Consider the following 16,092-nt stretch of genomic DNA (forward strand, 5'->3'; position numbering starts at 1 on the left):
CGGCCGGTGGTTGACCGCCGGTCGGGCTGACTGACCTGAACACACGAAGGGCCCGCTCCGTCCCCCGGAGCGGGCCCTTCGCGTTCCCCCGATACCCCCCCAACACCTCTGCGTGTGCGCCCCCCCGAGGTGTTGTTCTGGAAGTGAGAATAACCTGTGGCGCGGCATGGCGGTAGTCCCGTAGCGTCACGACCATGAGCAGCAGACTGCATGAAGTGGCACGGGTGAACGAGGAGATCGCCGAGCGGGGGAGCTACCGGACGGCCGGGGGCGAACTCGTGCAGGTGGGGGAGCAGTTGACGGCGGCGAAGGCCGGCACGGTGTCGTACGCGCCGCAGGCACTGGACAGGCTGCTCGTCTCCGCCGAACCGGGGCCGGGGCCGGCGTCCGGGCGGATCGAGGTGACGGCCGAGGGGAGCATCCAGGCCGCCCGGCGGCTGGTCGCGGCCGGCGCCGGGCCGGTCGGGGTGCTGAACTTCGCCTCCGCGCGCAATCCCGGCGGCGGCTACCTGCGCGGCGCCCGCGCCCAGGAGGAGGACCTGTGCCGCAGCGCGCTGCTGTACTCCTGCCTGCTGGAGGCGCCCGACTACTACGAGGCGCACCGGGCCTCGACCGACCTGCGGTACAGCCACCGGGTGATCGTCTCGCCGGGGGTCCCGGTGATCCGGGACGGGCGCGGCGCCCTGCTGGCCCGGCCGTACCCGGTCACTTTCCTGACCTCGCCCGCGCCCAACGCCGGTCAGCTGGAACGGCGTTCGCCCGGGACGAACGTCCGCGGCGTGCTCGCCGAGCGGGCCGTCCGGGTGCTCGCGGCGGCGGCCCGGCACGAGGTCCGCGCCCTGGTGCTCGGCGCCTGGGGCTGCGGGGTGTTCCGCAACGACCCGGCGGAGGTCGCCGATGCCTTCGAGGGCGCGCTGAAGCGGTACGGGGCCGCCTTCGACCAGGTGGTGTTCGCGGTCTGGGACCGCTCACCGGTCTCGGCGAACCGGGCCGCCTTCGAGGCCCGGTTCGGCGCGGCAGTGGTGCCCTCCGTGCCCTCCTGAGCTACCGCTTGCGGGTGGCCAGCACCGTCGCGGCCGTGGAGGCGGCCGCGACCACACCCGTGACGGCGAAGACGGACGGCCAGGCGCCGATCCGCTTCGCCAGCGGGTGCGAGCCGCCGAAGGCCGCCACGTACAGGCCGGTCAGCGCCGCCGCGGTGGCCGTGCCCGCGCTCCGGCGCCACTGCGCGGCCGCGCCGGCACCGGCCACCGCCAGCACGGCGCCACCCAGCTCACGCCGGCCGCTCCAGCGGGCGACGCCGTAACCGCCGACCAGACCGCTCGCCGCGGTCAGCGCGGCGGGCGCGGCGGCCGCGAGCGCGTTCGGGACCTTCGCCATCGTCGACTCCACTCCTTGGGGCGTGCACCGGATTCCGACCATAACCCGGCGAACAGCGCGGCCGTCCGGTGCCTCCTACCCGAACGCCCCCACCACGGACATCCCCGGCACCATCCGGGCCAGCAGCCGCGCCGCCTCCGCCGGGTCGAGCACCCGCTCCAGCCGCAGGTCGCCCGGGACCTCCTGGATGAACCGCCCGGCCGACCAGCTGCGCTCGTACGGCAGCGGCTCCAGCACCAGGGTGCGCACGCCGTCCAGCACCGGGATGTCGGCGGGTGTCCCCTCGTTCCAGAGCCAGGAGCCGTCCGGCGCGACCAGGTTGAAGGCGCCGGTCGCGATCAGCCGGCGGCCGTCCAGGAACTCGGTCCGGGCCAGCGCCACCACCTCCGGGTCCTGCGGGGCGCCGGGCAGGTGGCCGCCGCCGATCAGCACGTCGGCGAGCAGGGTGTGCAGCTGGAAGGTGTCGCTCAGGCCGCTCATCCGCAGCAGGTAGCCGGTGCCGGTGGGGCGGTCGAGCACCAGCAGCGGCTCGTCGTCGAGCATCTGCGCCAGGTAGGTGAGGCCCTTGAGGTCGTGCTGCTCGCCCTCGTACCGGCCGGCCAGCTCCAGCAGCACCTCGGTGACGCCGGAGGCGCGGGCCTCGGCCCGGACCGGGGCGTGGGAGTAGACCGCCCAGGCGGCCCGCTGCCACAGGTGCAGCGTCCACCAGGCGATCACGGCCAGGTGCGCGTGCCACTCGTCGAGGTGCGCCGGGTCCTCGATCCGGGCGTGTGCCTCGGCCGGATCGTCCTCATCCCAGTCCGGCAGCGGGCCGCCGCCGGTCTGCGCCCAGCGCTCGACCAGCCGCTGGGCGCCGGTCAGCGCCCCGCGCAGGCCGGCCAGCACCGGGCCGGCGCAGGCCACCGGGTCGGCGCCGTACTCCACGCAGGCACCCACCACCATCGCCAGGTGCGCCCGGGGGAACGGCGGGGCGTCCGGGAGCAGCGCGGCCAGCCGGGGCCCGGCGGCCTGCCGCTCGGCTGGCTCGGCCGGGCCGAACAGCCCGCCGACCAGGCCCAGGGCGGGGCCGAAGTCCTCGTCGGCCCCGGCCTCGACCACCGCCTCCAGCTCGGCCACCGCATCGAGGAGGGTGGTCTGCTGACGCTGCGACGGGAACTGACTGACGGTCTGATCCGCGTTCTGCGCGGGGTTCAGCTCTGGATTCTGCTCGGTGGACATTTGCCGCAGCATAGGCGGCGGAGCCCGTCCACCGGAAACGCCCGCGCGCTCGGCGACGATGACGGATACTCGCGCGGTGACCGCGTCCCCCGTTTCTCCTGATGCTCGCGGTGTCCATGGGGCACCCGAGGCCCATGTACCCCATGAAGCTGCCGAGCCGGCCCTGAAGGTGGCGCCGCTGGAACTCTTCCTGGACCTCGTCTTCGTCTTCACCATCACCCAGCTCACCGGCAGCCTGGTCCACCACCTCACCCTCGACGGCTTCGCCCAGGTGCTGGTGATGCTCGGGGTGATCTGGTGGATGTACGACGCCTTCATATGGCTGACCAACGCGATGCCGCCGCGCACCCACGGGCGGCGCGGGCTGCTGATGCTCGCGATGGGCGCCTTCCTGGTGATCGCGCTGTCCGTGCCGCACGCCTTCGAGGGCAGCGGTGCCGCCTTCGGCTGGGCGTACCTGCTGGTGGTCGCCCTGCACACCGGGATGTTCATCGCCGCCGGGGTGACGCCCGCCGCGGTGCTGCGGATGGGCGCGTCCAACCTGGTCGTCGCCGCGCTGGTGGTGGTCGGCGGCTATCTCACCGGGACGGTCCAACTCGGCTTCTGGGTAGCGGCCTTCGCGATGCAGTTCGTCACCCCGAAGGTGGACCGGCTGCCCGAGTTCCGGCTGCGCGCGGACCACTTCGTGGAGCGCCACGGGCTGATCGTGATCATCGCCTTCGGCGAGTCGGTGATCGCCATCGGGGCCGGCACCGGGACGACCGGGCTCGGGCCCGCGCTGATCGCGGTCGCGCTGCTCAGCCTGACCGTCTGCGTCGGGCTCTGGTGGGCGTACTTCGGGCACGACGACGATGCGCGCGCCGAGCACCACATGGCCGCGCTGCCCTCCGCCGACCGCAACCGGGCCGCCGTCACCGTCTACTACCTCGGCCACTTCGGGCTGCTGCTCGGCGTGTTGCTGTTCGCCGCCGGGGTGAAGTCGGCGGCCGCCCACCCCGGCGCCGCGATGACCCTCCCGCAGGCCTGCGCGCTGGCCGGGGGCGTCACGCTGTACCTGGTGGTGAACACGGCCGTGCGCCGCTTCTTCGACCTGGGCCCCAACCTGCCCCGGCTGCTCGGCGCGGTCGCGGTCGCGGCGACCGTCCCGCTGGGCACCGACGTCTCGGCGCCGGCCCAGGTGGGTGCCGTGGTGGCGGTGCTGGCGGCTGTATTCGGACACGAGGCCGCCTGTCGGCGCCCGGTGGGAGACTTCGGACATGACTGACCGAGCGACTGACCGAGTGACTGGCCGCGCGACCGACAGCGCGGCCGACCCCGCGATCACCGACGGCCGCTACCGGATCCGCAACGTCGGCGGCGGTCTGCTGCTGGAGGTCGCCGGGGCCTCCCGGCGCAGCGGCGCCCGCATCCGGGTGGGCGCGGACGACGGCTCCGACACCCAGCTCTGGCAGCTCACCGCCGTCCATCCGGGTGGCGCGCTGTTCCACATCGAGAACGCCGCCAGCGGCAAGCGCCTGGACGTCACCGGCGCCTCCCCGGACGACGGAGTCCCGGTCCAGCAGTGGTCCGCCAACGCCTTCGGCGCCCAGGAGTGGCTGCTGGAGGCCCACGTCGACGCGCCGGGGACGTACACCGTCACCAGCTTCATCAGCGGCAAGCCGCTGACCGTCTCGGCGGAGCCGGACGCGGGCGTCCAGCAGTGGGAGGACGTCGACGCGCCGACCCAGTGGTGGCGCTTCGAGCGCCAGTAGCGGAGTCCTCGCCGCCGTCAGGCCGAGAGGTTGGCGTGCAGGGCGTCCAGTTCGGCCTCGGTGACGCCGTGGGTTTGCAGGTAGGCCGGGACGGTGCCGTGGTGGGTGCGGATCCAGCCGAGGGAGGAGGCGATGAGTTCGGCGCTGATCGGGCGGGAGACCCGCTCGGTGCCGGTCTCGTCGATGTACGGGACGGGGCCCCTGTCCAGGCCGAGGCCGACGTTGGAGCGCAGGAAGTCGGCGGTGATGTCGGCGTCGGAGGCGCCCAGCAGGGACTGCAGGACGGCGACGGTGAGGCCGGTGCGGTCCTTGCCGACCGCGCAGTGCACGACCACCGGCAGCGCCTCCGGGGCGGCCAGGCGGCGGATGACCGCGGTGAGCGAGGGCCCGGCGGTCTCCGGCATGAAGGTGTAGAGGGCGGCCTGGTCCTCGGGCCAGGGCCGGTCGACGTCCTCGCGGTTGGCGGGCAGGGTCGGCAGGTTGAGGGACTCGTGGTCGAGGCCGTGCCGCTGGTCCGGCCAGACCTCCAGCTCGAACGGGCTGCGTAGGTCGATCACCGTCCGCAGGCCGAGGTCCTTGAGCTTCCGGGCGCCCTCCTCGGTGAGCGTGTGGAAGGACCCGGAGCGGTACAGCACACCCCGGCGGAGGGCGCCGATCCCGCCCGCGTCACGGAAGTTGCGCACACCGGCGATGTCGATGAAGGCGTCGGTCATGGCCTACACCGTACGGGCGCGGACGGACCGGCGGAAGGAAACCGGAGGGGGCGGTCCGCTGAAGCCCCGCCCCGGGGAACGCGGCCCCCCGGGGAACCCGGCGCCCCGGCGGGGGCCTCAGCGCCCGCCGGAGACCTCCAGGAACGCGCCCGTGGTGTACGAGGCGGCCGGGGAGAGCAGGAAGAGGATCGCCTCGGCGACCTCCTCCGGCCGTCCGCCGCGCTGCATCGGCAGGCCCGGCGCGACCCGGTCGACCCGGCCCGGCTCGCCGCCGAGCGCGTGGATGTCGGTGTGGATCAGGCCCGGACGGACGGTGTTGACCCGGATGCCCTCGGCCGCGACCTCCAGCGCGAGTCCGCGGGTCATCGAGTCCACCGCGCCCTTGGCGGCCGCGTAGTCGACGTACTCGTTCGGCGAGCCGATCCGGGAGGCGGCCGAGCCGACGTTGACGATCGCGCCGCCGCGCCCGCCGTAGCGGGTGGACATCCGGCGGACGGCCTGGGCGGCGCAGAGGAACGGGCCGGTGATGTTGGCGGCCCAGATCCGGTTCAGCCGCTCCTCGTCGATCTCCTCCAGCCGGCACTGCTTCTCCAGCGTGCCCGCGTTGTTCACCAGCCCGGTGAGCTCGCCGAGTTCGGTGTCCACGGTGGTGAACAGCCGCTCCACCTCGGCGGTGCGGCTGACGTCGGCCCGGACGGCGAGAGCGGTGCCGCCCTCGGCCCGGATCGCGTCCACCACGGCGGTGACCGAGGCTTCGTCCGCACGGTAGTTGACGCAGACCCGGTAGCCGCGGCGGGCGGCCAGCAGGGCGGTGGCGGCGCCGATGCCGCGGCCGGCGCCGGTGACGATCAGGACTTCGTCGGTGCTGGTGGTCGACATGGTCCGTAGGCTACCCGGAGAGTCAGCCGCGGACACCCGGCGACGTCGCCCGCAGCGCCGCGATCTTCGGTGCGCGGCTCCTCGGCGAGTCCAGGCTGAAGCCGCGGGCGTCGCCGAGTTCGTCCCGGACGAAGGCCTCGGTCCGGGCCAGCGCCCCGCGCAGCGCGTCGTCGGGCGGGACGAACAGCTGGTGGACGATCTCGGCCCGCTCGGTGTCGTACTCCCACAGGCCGACGATCCGGCCGCGGTCGAGCACCAGGTGGGTCTGCGGGTCGGTCTCACCGCCGAAGGTGCGCCCGGCCCTGCCGGCCGGCAGCCGGCGGGCGGCGTCGGCCGGGTCGAGCAGCCGGGACAGGTCGCGGTGCAGCAGGTGGATGCCGTCGATGCCGGCCAGCAGGGTGTAGTGCGGTTCGGTCGGTGCCTTGAACTCGGCGAACTCCTCGGCGAGTTCGGGCGGCAGCAGGAGTTCCGAGCCGGGCGCGAGCGGGACCAGTCCGGCCTCGGCGACGGCCCGTCTGGCGGTGGCGGCGGAGAAGCCGGAGAACCAGCGGAAGTGTTTGAGGGTGGCCGGGCCGGCCCAGGAGAAGTAGCGGCGGGCGAGGTCGACGGCGTCCCCGCGGACCGGCTGGTCCCAGCCGACGTAGCTGTAACGCTGCTGGTCCAGGCGGCCGTTGACCGGCACCCGGCGGATCCGGCCGCGCGACTGCATCAGCCCTAGGGCGAACGGCAGGGTGGTCGCCACACCACGCTTCCGGCCCGCCTCGCCGAGCGGCCGGACGGCGTCGCCGACCGCCTCCCGGATCGTCGTCGGGTCCAGCGGCCCGCCCTCGGTCAGCACCCGCTCGACGGCCAGGCAGAGCTGCTCGATCTCGTCCCGGCTGACCCCCAGGTGCTTCTCCGCGGCGGCCAGTTCACCCGCCGGGGCGGCCGCGCCGACCGCCAGGCCGAGCGCGAAGTCGGCGGCCGGCAGCACGTACGTACAGCCGCGTGCGGACGGCAGCTCGTGCACCTCCAGGGCGGCCACCGCCGCGTCCACCGCCGCCCGCCCGAGCCCGGCCCGGGCGAACAGGCCCAGGTACGGGGCCGCGCCGCCCACCGAGCGGGCCCAGCCGGTGGCGGCCAGCACCTCGGCGGCGGACGCCCCGGTGCGCGGGCGGTCCAGCCACTGCCGGTGCGACCACCAGGCCCGCAACTTCCCGAGGCCCACCGGCTGGTTCTCCGCGCGGGGACCGCGCTCCGGATCGTGCTCCATGGGGCCAGTATCGGCGGACGGGCGGACGCCGGACCGGAATTCGCTCGCCCGGCGCGGCCCGCTCCGGAGAGGATGCGGTACCCGCTCGCACACCTCAGGCGGTACCGCCCGTCCGTTCGAGAGGAGCCTTCGCATGCTCTCCGCCCCCGGCACCGTCCTGCTGTCCGGCATCGTCGGCTCCACCGCGTACGGCTTCGCCCACGCCGGCTCCGACCTCGACCGGCTGGGCCTGTTCGCCACCCCCACCGAGGAGTTGCACGGCCTGCACCGCCCGGCCGAGTCGCACGTCACCACCGCGCCGGACGTCACCCTGCACGAGGCCGCCAAGTGGTGCCGGCTGGCGCTGTCCTGCAACCCGACCGCCTCCGAACTCGTCTGGCTGCCGGAGGACCTGTACGAGACCGCCACCCCGCTCGGTCGCGAACTGATCGGGATCCGCTCGACCTTCCTCAGCGGCCCGGCCGTCCGCAAGGCCTATCTCGGTTACGCCGACCAGCAGTTCCGCAAGCTGCTGACCCGCGACACCGGCGACCCGGTCACCCGCCGCCGGGCCGCCAAGCACGCCCGGCACCTGGTCCGGCTGGTCGAACAGGCCGTCCGGCTGCACGAGACCGGCCACCACCTGATCCGGCTGCCCGACCCCGAGCGCGTCCGTGACCTCGGCGAACGCATCGCCGACCGCCCCGAGACCGCCGAACCCCTGCTCGCCGACGCCGCCGAACGCCTCGCCCGCCCGGGCGTCCTGCCCGACGCCCCCGACCCGCGCCCCGCCGAAGCGTGGCTGCGCCGGGTCCGCGCCGCCCACTACACCCCGCCTCAAGCCCCGCCCCACGAACCCGGCGCGCCCACCCAATCCACTGGCGGAGCCCTGGGCCCCACCGGGTAGGATCGCCGTGGCCCTCCCCACCCGGGACCCCCGGGATCCAGTCGGGACCAAGGGCCGCGGGCCACTAGCTCAATTGGCAGAGCTGCGGACTTTTAATCCGTAGGTTCAGGGTTCGAGCCCCTGGTGGCCCACTCTTCCCGGAGGTGGTCTTACCCCCGCTGACCTGCGACTCAGCGCCCCGACTCGGTTTTGCCGGTCGGGGCGTTTTCGCTTTCCCGGGGGCAGGTGAAGCCCGACGGTTCCGCCGACTGCCGTCTGACGGGCCCGGGAACCAGTCGTGCGGCGGCCTCGGACACCTCCCGGTCGATCTCCGGGAGGAGGCTGGTGTCCGTGTCGGACGTGAGCGTGATCGTGGAGTCTCAAGGGACGAGACCCTTCGAGTGAAGAACCGGAGCAAGGCCGCCTGATTGGCGGTTCGCTGGCTGCCGGCGGGTTTTCCAGACCATACGTTCAACTCCGGTGCTCACAGCGGCGGCGCTCGTGCGCAGAGTTCGTCCACACCCGCCACAGACCACAAAGCCAGGAGGAAAAGTCATGCGCCTGACCCGCTGCGCTCTCGTTGCTGCAACGGTGGCGGCTTCCGCCTCAGCCTTTGGCCTGCCCCTCTTCTTCATGGGCCGGATGTCCCACGGGTCCGATGCCACGCGGGTCCGCATGGTCAGCGCCTCCGGCACCTCGTGGAGCAAGGCCGAATCGTCCTGGGCACTCTCCACGAATCCGGGCCCGCAGGATTCAGTGCGCCCCTGTCACAGCTACGGCGGCCCCTACTGCGGGTGGGTGGGAGCATACTGGGGCGGCTGTGACAGGGAGTGGGGCCTGAGCTACGGGGTCAAGAACCCTGCCTGGATCTGTCCCCACGACCCCCGCCCGAGTTCCTCGGCCACGCCGGACGCTGCCGAAAGCAGCAGTTCCTCCTGACAGTTCCGCCGGGAGGACCACGTTCTCGCCTGGCCGGCGGCCACGTGGGCCGCGGGACGGTGCTGCATGGATGCGGCACCGTCCCGGGGAGTCCGGGCCGGCCTCCCCGGGGAGGCCGGCCGTTCGCTATTGGTACGGCTGGGCTGGCGGCGCATCAGGCTCCTGATGCGATGTGACGTCAGGGGCCGAAGGTGCTGCCGGTTCCTGTTCCGGCCGAGCGGCACGCTGCCGACGACGTCGGCGAAGCCAGGCCGTAGCCAGCACTCCGAGAACCAGCAGCGAGCTGCCAGCCGCGATCCCGATGCGCTTCGCGCTCAGACGACCAGCGCTCCTACCGGCAGCCGGATCATCAGGCGGAAGAGGGAGGTTGGTGCCCCCGGAGGCGAGAGCCTCCGGCGCAGGCTGGCCGTTTTGATGGTGGTCCCCTTCCTGGGGCGACGGGGCGCCGGACGGGCCACCCCCGTCGGCAGCTTCACCATCGTGCGGACGGGCATGGTCGCCGCGGTCGCCGTCGTGGTGGTCGTCGTCCCAGCCGTCGACGCAGTGGGCGGCGGGGAAGGGGAAGACTCGCTCGTGGCGGTCGAAGGCCTTCACCACGAAGACCGGGTGCTCCCTGAAAAAGCCATGAATCTTGAACTCGTACTGGTTGCTGGTCTGGGTGGGATAATTCACGTCCATATACGTTGAAACAGTGAAGTTGTTCCATGGTGCTTCCGGCGGCGCGGACGAGGATGACGGGGACCCCTGGAGAACGAGAGCCTCCGGCCCGCGCCGGCTGTTGGTCAGAATCGCCCTGAAGTTTCGGTCGATGAGTACGACACGGCGGGGACTGAAGCAGTGGCGCCAGGGATTGTGGTGATGGTGGCGTCCTTCCCCTTCCCCTTCCCTTTCCCCTTCCTCGTCCCCTTCCCTTTCCTGGAGCCACGGGAAGCCGGACGCGTGCCGTGTGGGCGTCTGCGCGGCGACGCCCGTAGGCGCAGACGCAAGGGCGATAGCCGCACCTGCCAGCGACGCTGCGACCCACGGTCGAAGATTCATCCAATGACCTCCATGGGCGGCGGACGCAGGCAACCGCCTGCTGGGAGACACAGTCGGGTGTCAGAAGAAGTTAAGAGGAGTCGACTCATCACATCGTGAACATCCTCGGGGAGCCGCACCCTTGTCACTCAGCCGCAGCAGTTTCGTGCCCTGCCTGGCCAGGATGGTGTGGTTCAGACGCTCGGCCAGAGCCGAGCTGTGTGAGCGATGCGTGAGCGGACCCTGCGGCAGCAACGTCCGACCTGGGCGTTCTCCCATCGGGGAGGGCGCCCTTTCGTCGTTTCCGGGGCAGCCGGGTACCCGGCGGAGTTGGGTGACTGGGACTCAACTATCTTGATGCCATGGGACCTTTGAAGCCAGATACTGCCCAGCTCGTCGTCGGACTTGTCTGTTTCTTTCTGATATTCGGGGTTCTCGGGGCGCTGCTGCTGCCGCGCATCGAGAAGACCCTGGCCGAGCGCCGGGATGCCACCGAGGGTGGTGTCGAGCGGGCTGAGGAGGCGCGGGCGGAGGCCCAGCGCGTGTACGAGGAGTTCCAGGCGGAACTCGCCGCGGCCCGGCACGAGGCGGCGCTGATCCGGCAGACCGCGACCGAGGAGGGGGCGGCGCTGATCGCGCAGCTGCGGGCCGAGGGGCAGGAGCTGCGGGACCGGATGCTGGCGGAGGCCAAGGTCCAGCTGGAGGCCGGCCGGGTGCTGGCCGAGGCCGAGCTGCGGGAGGACGTGGTCCGGCTGGCCGGCGAGCTCGCGGGCCGGGTCGTCGGCGAGCCGGTCGCCGAGCTGCCGCGCACGCGGGCGATCGCCGACGAGTTCTTCGCCGAGCACGACGCGAAGGCGGGCGCGCGCGCCTGAGGCCCCGCAGGTGTCCTCCCGGCGGATCGGGCCCCGGTCAGTGGTACAGCCACCGACGGGGCCCGATCCGTTCGCGGTCAGCTCTCGGTGGCGAGGGCGGTGGCGAGGGCGGGGGTGCGCTGGGCCGGGGCCGGGGCCGGGGTGGGGGCCGGGGTGGGGGCCGGGGCCTTGGTGGCGCGGGCGTGGGTGTGGTGGTCGAGGACGGCGAAGTAGGTTGTCAAAAGCGCCGTCGGATCACGCGACCCGCCCCCGCCCCGGCCCCGCTGCGCATGCGTATGCGGGCGGCCGGGACGTGCGTAAACGGGGATTTCAGTATGTACCGGGCGTCCGCACGCGTGGTCGAATGACCGGGTAGTCGCTGGCGCCGGGGGCAGGCGGCCGGCCCTGGCGGGGTGCGGGAAATCCCCCCGCGTACGGGCCGGAAATACCTCGTCCTGACAGAACCTGGCAGACCGAGGAAAAAGAGGTAACCGTGGCCGAGCATTTCCTTTCCGCCTATCTCACGCCGCCGGGGCCGGGTGCGGTCTTCTCGGTCCGGCACGACCAGAATGTCGCGCTGTGGCGCCGCGAAGGGGGCGACGTCGAACTGGTCCGGGTCTGGGAACTGGAGCGGGTCAGCGGGCAGAAGCACCATTTCTGGCCGCTCTACACCGAGGGCCGGGCCGAGGCCTTCCTGTCGGCGCTGCTGGCCGAGGAGGGGCTGACCCTCGGCGACATCACCGCCACCTGGGGCACGCCGGGCCTGCCGAAGGCGCAGCCGGTGCCGAAGCCGGCCGGCGCGGAGGAGTTCCCGCTGCACAGCCTGGCGCACCTGTTCAGCGGCGTGCTGCGGGACGTCCCGCTGTTCCGCACCGGGCAGATCATCGGTCTGGGGATCGACGCGCTGCCCGACTACGCCCAGGAGAGCCGCCCCAACACCTACTGGTACGCCGGCTGCGTGGTGAAGCAGGGCCGGATCACCTTCGAGCCGGTGGAGTCGCCCGGCCCGCTGTACACCGCGGCCGAGACCGTGTTCGGGCTGGAGCCCGGCTCGCTGATGGCGCTCGCCTCGGCCTCGACCGCCGCGATCGAGTTCGACGCCGAGGCCGCGATCGCCGACGTCACCTTCTTCGGCGGCTCCGCGACCCAGCCCTGGAAGGCCGCGCACGACCTGGTGCGCTCGGTGGTGGACGCCGCCGAGCAGCAGCTCGCGGACGTGGAGCTGGACGGCACCCTCAGCCGCGAGGACCACCTGCGCAGCGCGGTGATGAAGGTCATCCAGCGCTGCTGCGAGGGCGTCGCGATCCGCAACGTGGAGCGGCTGCTGGAGGTCGGCGGCATCCGCGCCGAGGACACCCACCTCGCCACCACCGGCGGCTACGCGCTCAACTGCCCGACCAACACCCTGCTGATGGACCGCTTCGGTTTCAGGGGCCTGGCCACCCCGCCGTGCGCCAACGACTCCGGCCAGGGCATCGGCCTCGGCCTGCTCGGCCTGTACGGGGCCGGTGCGCTGGAGGAGGCCGAACTGCGGATCGTCTCGCCGTACTACGGCCGGGACGTCCTGGACGTCGAGGAGGCGCTGGCCGAGTTCGCGCCGTGGATCGTCTCGGTGACGGACTTCGAGGACGAGCGCTTCGTCGCCGATGTCTCGGACGGCGTGATCGCCTGGGTGGACGGCCGGGCCGAGCTCGGGCCGCGCGCGCTGGGCCACCGCAGCCTGCTCGGCGACCCGCGCTCGCAGAAGGTCAAGGACCTGCTGAACGAGTACAAGCGGCGCCAGTGGTGGCGGCCGGTCGCACCGATGGTGATGGCCGAGCACGCGGGCGAGTGGTTCGCCTCCGACCGTGAGTCGCCGTACATGCTGGAGGCGGTCCAGGTCCGGCCGGAGGTACGGGAGTTGGTGCCCGCGATCGTCCACCTGGACGGTTCGGCCCGGCACCAGACCGTCACCGCCGGGTCCAACCCGTCGCTGCACCGGGCGCTGAACGCCTTCCGGGCCGCGACCGGGGTGCCGATCCTGTGCAACACCTCGCTCAACGACAAGGCCGAGGCGGTCGTCGACCAGGCCGCGCAGGCGCTCAATTTCTGTGTCCGCAAGGGAGTTTCGGTGCTCTACCTGTGCGGGCGCCGGGTCGAGCTGCGGTCCGAGCCGGTGCCGGCCGTCGCGGCACCGACCGAGCCGCGACCGCGCGCCCTGGAGTACTTCGCCGGGCAGGAGGCGGACCGCGACGCGCTGTGGCAGGGCTGGCTGGACGCCGGCTACACCGTCGAGGGCATGTACCACCTGTCGCGCAGCCACCAGATGCGCGCCGAGCAGGAGCTCTCCACACCGGAGCGGGTCAACATGCTGGCCGCGTACCGGGCGAAGGTGGACCCGTCGTTCGCCGGGCTGGTCGACAACTTCCGCCGGACCCACGGGCCGGGCGGCTCCTTCGTCGACCCGTCCACGCTGACCGGGGCGTTCGGGGTGATCAACCCGCTGCGCAAGAGCCGGTAGGCGGGATCCGACAAGCGGGATCCGGGACGGAACGGGTCGGGGGGTAAGGCTTTCGAAGCCTTACCCCCCGACCCGTTGTCGCTGCTAAGTCACCGGGCGTCGACACCACCGTCAGTAGCGCGGCTTCCGGGTCAGTGCCAGGCCGCCCAGCAGGAAGGCCACGCCCAGCACGCCGGCGACCACCGCGGAGGTGGTGTCGGCGGGCTTCTGGCTGGCGTCCATCACGGCGGTGACCAGGCCGGCGACGGCGCTGATGTAGCAGAAGATGGTGATGAAGATCTTCACCTTGGGGTGCATGAAGGTGTTTCCTTTCCGGGAGGGGTGCTGCCGTCAGGCGGTTGCGGTTTCCTGCGGTCCGCGGCCCGCGGGTGCGGTCGCGGCGGCGGTGAGGCCGAGCAGCATCACCCAGGCGTCGGGGTCCGACCGGAAGCGGTTCCAGCGGTCCGCGGCGAGGGCGAGCTCGGCCAGGGAGAGGAGGCCCCGGGCCACCAGCGGCTCCAGCCGCTGCGGGCCCAGCTGCGGGGCGAAGGCGTCGGTGGGGTGGTCGTCGTTGGTGGTGGCGAACGGGCGCAGCACGACCTCCTCGAAACCGGCCGCGCGCAGCAACCGGGGGAGTCGGCGCCCGATCGAGCGGTCACCGCCGTCGGCGCGCTGGGCGGCGGCCATCTTGGCGTGCACGCCCGCGAGTTCGGGGTACGAGGGCTCGGCGGCGCCCCACAGCGCGGAGTCGACCTCGGTGCAGGCGACCCGGCCGCCGGGGCGCAGCACCCGGCGGACCTCGGCGAGCACCGCGACGGGGTCGGGGACGTGCTGGAGGACGTAGCGGAGCAGGACGAAGTCCACGCTGGCGTCCGGCAGCGGCAGGTCGGCGCCGTCGGCGACCAGCAGGGTCACGTCGGGCCCGGCCGCGTGGGCGAGCAGTTCGCCGTCGATGTCGGCGGCGACCAGGGTGGTGCCGGCGGGCAGCGCGGCGCGCAGCCGTCGGGTCACCGCGCCCGGCCCGGCACCGAGTTCGAGCACGGTGCCGCCGTCCATGCCCAGCTCGCGCAGGATGCGCAGTTCCTCGGGGAAGGAGAGCGCGGCCTGCGCCTCCAGCCTGTCGAGCTCGGCGGTCAGGCCGCCGCCGGTGGTGCGGGCGGGGTCGTAGGACCCGCCGACAGGACGTACAGCTGTGCTCATCGGGGCCTCGCGATCATCGTCATGCCGTGCTTGGGGCGGAGGGTGACCAGGGCCTCGGGTTCGACCGGGAAGCCCTCGACCAGTTCCAGCCGGACCGACTGGAGCAGGGAGGCGAGCACCAGGACGGCCTCCAGCATCGCGAAGTGCTGCCCGACGCAGATCCGGTCGCCGCCGCCGAACGGCAGGTAGAGGTGGCTGGGGAGGTCGGCGCCGTCGAAGCGGTCCGGTCGGTACGCGTCCGGCCGGTCCCAGTAGTCGGGGTGGCGGTGCAGCACCCACTGGCTGACGCAGACCAGGGTGCCGGGCTCGACCTCGTACCCGCCGATGACGTCGGGGCCGGCGGCCCGGCGGGAGATCAGCCAGACCGGCGGGTAGAGCCGCATCGCCTCCTGGATTGCCCGCCGGCAGGCCGGGAGGTCCTGGAGGTCGGCGGCGGTCGGCGGGCGGCCGCCGAGCACGCGGTCGACCTCCTCGCGGACCTTGGCCAGCTCCTCGGGGTGGCGGTCGAGCAGGTAGAGCGTCCAGGTCAGGGACTTGGCGGTGGTCTCGTGGCCGGCCATCACGATGGTCAGCACCTGGTCGCGCAGGTCCTCGTCGGAGACCAGGTGGTCGCTGGACATCATGGTGTCCAGCAGGTTGCCGCCGGCCCCGCCGCTGCCGCCCGCGCGCCGGGAGGCGATCAGGGTGCGGGTGACGGTGTTGAGGAAGACCCGGGCGCGGCCGAAGTCGGCGTACCGGCGGGCGGTGTCGGCCGGGTCGGGGTCCGGGTTCGGTACGTAGTGGCCGATGCAGCGGTTGACGGCGTCCACCGCGCGGCCGAAGCCCTCGCCGATGCCGTCGATGTCGGTGCCGAGGATGGCGTGGGTGAGGATGCCCAGGGTCAGTGCGGTGAGGTGCTGGTCCACCTCCAGCGGGGCGCCGGACTCGACGGACGGGCGCCAGCGCTCCAGCATCCCGGCGGTGGCGTCGGTGACGATCCGGTCGAAGGTGCGTACCGCGCTGGGGCGGAACGCGGGCGCGGTGAGGTGCCGCTGGCGGGCCCAGTCGGCGCCGTTGCTGGTCAGCAGCCCGTTGCCGAGCAGCGGGCGCAGCATGGCGTCGTCCGGGGTGCCCTCCTTGGTGTAGTTGGCGCCGTTGTCCTTCAGTACGTGCCTGGCGTACTCGGGGCGGTTGAGCAGGTAGACGGTGTCGCCGTCGGCCCGGTGACGGGTGACGTCGCCGTAGGTGCGGGCCAGGCCGGTGATGAAGTCGAGCGGCGACTCCCTCATCAGCGCCATGTCGACGTCGTCGGCAGGGCCTGGCGGGACGGTGTGCGTAGGCACGGTGCGGACCACCCCCGTGATTCCTCTCGATGCTCACCCGGGACTTCCGGAATACGTACGCGCCCGTCGAATGCTTACGTACGCATTTCCCGGTACGTATTCGGATGCGTATTCCGATACGTATTCTGATGCGTATTCATGGGCGCGTGACGGCTGAAATCTACCGCACCAGCCGCACGTGCTCAATACTTAGTCCGGGCACCGGAAGTGAGGTCTTGGCGGCCAA

At 72.7% G+C, this 16,092-nt stretch carries 16 protein-coding genes and 1 tRNA gene; 8 read left to right on the forward strand and 9 right to left on the reverse strand.

Annotated features, from left to right (window positions below; genetic code table 11):
- The first annotated feature begins 194 nt into the window (after positions 1-194).
- Complete coding sequence (locus tag ACWC9T_RS10555; protein WP_449820664.1) at positions 195-1,043, forward strand: TIGR02452 family protein; 849 nt, start codon at positions 195-197, stop codon at positions 1,041-1,043.
- 1 nt (position 1,044) lies between these two features.
- On the opposite strand, the gene ACWC9T_RS10560 is transcribed toward ACWC9T_RS10555, so the two are convergent.
- Both ACWC9T_RS10560 and ACWC9T_RS10565 read right to left on the reverse strand, forming a co-directional pair.
- Entirely contained in the window at positions 1,045-1,380 is a 336-nt protein-coding gene (locus ACWC9T_RS10560) for a hypothetical protein (protein ID WP_449820665.1), read from the reverse strand.
- Between the two features lie 75 nt (positions 1,381-1,455).
- On the reverse strand, positions 1,456-2,598 hold the full coding sequence (locus tag ACWC9T_RS10565; protein WP_449820666.1) for a hypothetical protein: 1,143 nt from the start codon (positions 2,596-2,598) through the stop codon (positions 1,456-1,458).
- A 169-nt stretch (positions 2,599-2,767) separates the two neighbouring features.
- Between ACWC9T_RS10565 and ACWC9T_RS10570 the strand changes: the two genes are divergently transcribed.
- Complete coding sequence (locus tag ACWC9T_RS10570) at positions 2,768-3,862, forward strand: low temperature requirement protein A (RefSeq protein WP_449820667.1); 1,095 nt, start codon at positions 2,768-2,770, stop codon at positions 3,860-3,862.
- 16 nt (positions 3,863-3,878) lie between these two features.
- Complete coding sequence (locus ACWC9T_RS10575) at positions 3,879-4,349, forward strand: RICIN domain-containing protein (protein WP_449820668.1); 471 nt, start codon at positions 3,879-3,881, stop codon at positions 4,347-4,349.
- 17 nt (positions 4,350-4,366) lie between these two features.
- Here the strand turns inward: ACWC9T_RS10575 and ACWC9T_RS10580 are convergent, their stop codons facing one another.
- From ACWC9T_RS10580 to ACWC9T_RS10590, 3 genes are all read right to left on the reverse strand, one after another.
- The gene (locus ACWC9T_RS10580) at positions 4,367-5,062 is read right to left on the reverse strand and encodes a tyrosine-protein phosphatase (protein ID WP_449820669.1); all 696 of its coding nucleotides are present in this window, start codon (positions 5,060-5,062) and stop codon (positions 4,367-4,369) included.
- Between the two features lie 117 nt (positions 5,063-5,179).
- Positions 5,180-5,941 carry an SDR family oxidoreductase gene (locus ACWC9T_RS10585; RefSeq protein WP_449820670.1) on the reverse strand — a complete coding sequence of 254 codons (762 nt, stop codon included), beginning with the start codon at positions 5,939-5,941 and terminating at the stop codon, positions 5,180-5,182.
- Between the two features lie 22 nt (positions 5,942-5,963).
- Complete coding sequence (locus ACWC9T_RS10590) at positions 5,964-7,193, reverse strand: DNA glycosylase AlkZ-like family protein (RefSeq protein WP_449820671.1); 1,230 nt, start codon at positions 7,191-7,193, stop codon at positions 5,964-5,966.
- Between the two features lie 133 nt (positions 7,194-7,326).
- On the opposite strand from ACWC9T_RS10590, the gene ACWC9T_RS10595 reads away from it, so the two are divergent.
- From ACWC9T_RS10595 to ACWC9T_RS10610, 4 genes are all read left to right on the forward strand, one after another.
- Complete coding sequence (locus ACWC9T_RS10595; RefSeq protein WP_449820672.1) at positions 7,327-8,079, forward strand: nucleotidyltransferase domain-containing protein; 753 nt, start codon at positions 7,327-7,329, stop codon at positions 8,077-8,079.
- A 58-nt stretch (positions 8,080-8,137) separates the two neighbouring features.
- Positions 8,138-8,210 (forward strand) — tRNA-Lys (locus ACWC9T_RS10600).
- 1,279 nt (positions 8,211-9,489) lie between these two features.
- Positions 9,490-9,684, forward strand: coding sequence for a hypothetical protein (locus ACWC9T_RS10605; protein ID WP_449820673.1), 195 nt, complete (start codon positions 9,490-9,492; stop codon positions 9,682-9,684).
- Between the two features lie 692 nt (positions 9,685-10,376).
- Positions 10,377-10,886, forward strand: a complete 510-nt coding sequence (locus ACWC9T_RS10610; RefSeq protein ID WP_449820674.1) for a F0F1 ATP synthase subunit B family protein — start codon at positions 10,377-10,379, stop codon at positions 10,884-10,886.
- Between the two features lie 77 nt (positions 10,887-10,963).
- On the opposite strand, the gene ACWC9T_RS10615 is transcribed toward ACWC9T_RS10610, so the two are convergent.
- Positions 10,964-11,107, reverse strand: a complete 144-nt coding sequence (locus ACWC9T_RS10615) for a hypothetical protein (RefSeq protein WP_449820675.1) — start codon at positions 11,105-11,107, stop codon at positions 10,964-10,966.
- A 251-nt stretch (positions 11,108-11,358) separates the two neighbouring features.
- Between ACWC9T_RS10615 and ACWC9T_RS10620 the strand changes: the two genes are divergently transcribed.
- A complete protein-coding gene (locus ACWC9T_RS10620) occupies positions 11,359-13,365 on the forward strand; it encodes a carbamoyltransferase C-terminal domain-containing protein (protein WP_449820676.1) in 2,007 nt (668 codons plus the stop codon).
- Positions 13,366-13,476: 111 nt separating this feature from the next.
- Here ACWC9T_RS10620 and ACWC9T_RS10625 read toward each other — a convergent pair whose 3' ends face one another.
- From ACWC9T_RS10625 to ACWC9T_RS10635, 3 genes are read right to left on the reverse strand one after another with little or no spacing between them, the layout of a single operon-like run.
- A complete protein-coding gene (locus tag ACWC9T_RS10625) occupies positions 13,477-13,662 on the reverse strand; it encodes a hypothetical protein (RefSeq protein WP_030289436.1) in 186 nt (61 codons plus the stop codon).
- Between the two features lie 33 nt (positions 13,663-13,695).
- A complete protein-coding gene (locus ACWC9T_RS10630) occupies positions 13,696-14,544 on the reverse strand; it encodes a class I SAM-dependent methyltransferase (RefSeq protein WP_449820677.1) in 849 nt (282 codons plus the stop codon).
- On the reverse strand, positions 14,541-15,866 hold the full coding sequence (locus tag ACWC9T_RS10635; protein WP_449820678.1) for a cytochrome P450: 1,326 nt from the start codon (positions 15,864-15,866) through the stop codon (positions 14,541-14,543). Before ACWC9T_RS10635 ends, ACWC9T_RS10630 begins: the two co-directional genes overlap by 4 nt.
- Positions 15,867-16,092: the final 226 nt, after the last annotated feature.

The sequence above is a fragment of the Kitasatospora sp. NPDC001159 genome, assembly GCF_053598235.1.

Excerpts from the sequence above, each read along its gene's own strand:
- ACWC9T_RS10585 (WP_449820670.1), bottom strand. The coding sequence starts at position 5,941 with ATGTCGACCACCAGCACCGACGAAGTCCTGATCGTCACCGGCGCCGGC.
- ACWC9T_RS10625 (WP_030289436.1), bottom strand. The coding sequence starts at position 13,662 with ATGCACCCCAAGGTGAAGATCTTCATCACCATCTTCTGCTACATCAGC.
- ACWC9T_RS10565 (WP_449820666.1), bottom strand. The coding sequence starts at position 2,598 with ATGTCCACCGAGCAGAATCCAGAGCTGAACCCCGCGCAGAACGCGGAT.
- ACWC9T_RS10610 (WP_449820674.1), top strand. The coding sequence starts at position 10,377 with ATGGGACCTTTGAAGCCAGATACTGCCCAGCTCGTCGTCGGACTTGTC.
- ACWC9T_RS10595 (WP_449820672.1), top strand. The coding sequence starts at position 7,327 with ATGCTCTCCGCCCCCGGCACCGTCCTGCTGTCCGGCATCGTCGGCTCC.
- ACWC9T_RS10590 (WP_449820671.1), bottom strand. The coding sequence starts at position 7,193 with ATGGAGCACGATCCGGAGCGCGGTCCCCGCGCGGAGAACCAGCCGGTG.
- ACWC9T_RS10560 (WP_449820665.1), bottom strand. The coding sequence starts at position 1,380 with ATGGCGAAGGTCCCGAACGCGCTCGCGGCCGCCGCGCCCGCCGCGCTG.
- ACWC9T_RS10605 (WP_449820673.1), top strand. The coding sequence starts at position 9,490 with ATGGTCGCCGCGGTCGCCGTCGTGGTGGTCGTCGTCCCAGCCGTCGAC.
- ACWC9T_RS10580 (WP_449820669.1), bottom strand. The coding sequence starts at position 5,062 with ATGACCGACGCCTTCATCGACATCGCCGGTGTGCGCAACTTCCGTGAC.
- ACWC9T_RS10630 (WP_449820677.1), bottom strand. The coding sequence starts at position 14,544 with ATGAGCACAGCTGTACGTCCTGTCGGCGGGTCCTACGACCCCGCCCGC.
- ACWC9T_RS10555 (WP_449820664.1), top strand. The coding sequence starts at position 195 with ATGAGCAGCAGACTGCATGAAGTGGCACGGGTGAACGAGGAGATCGCC.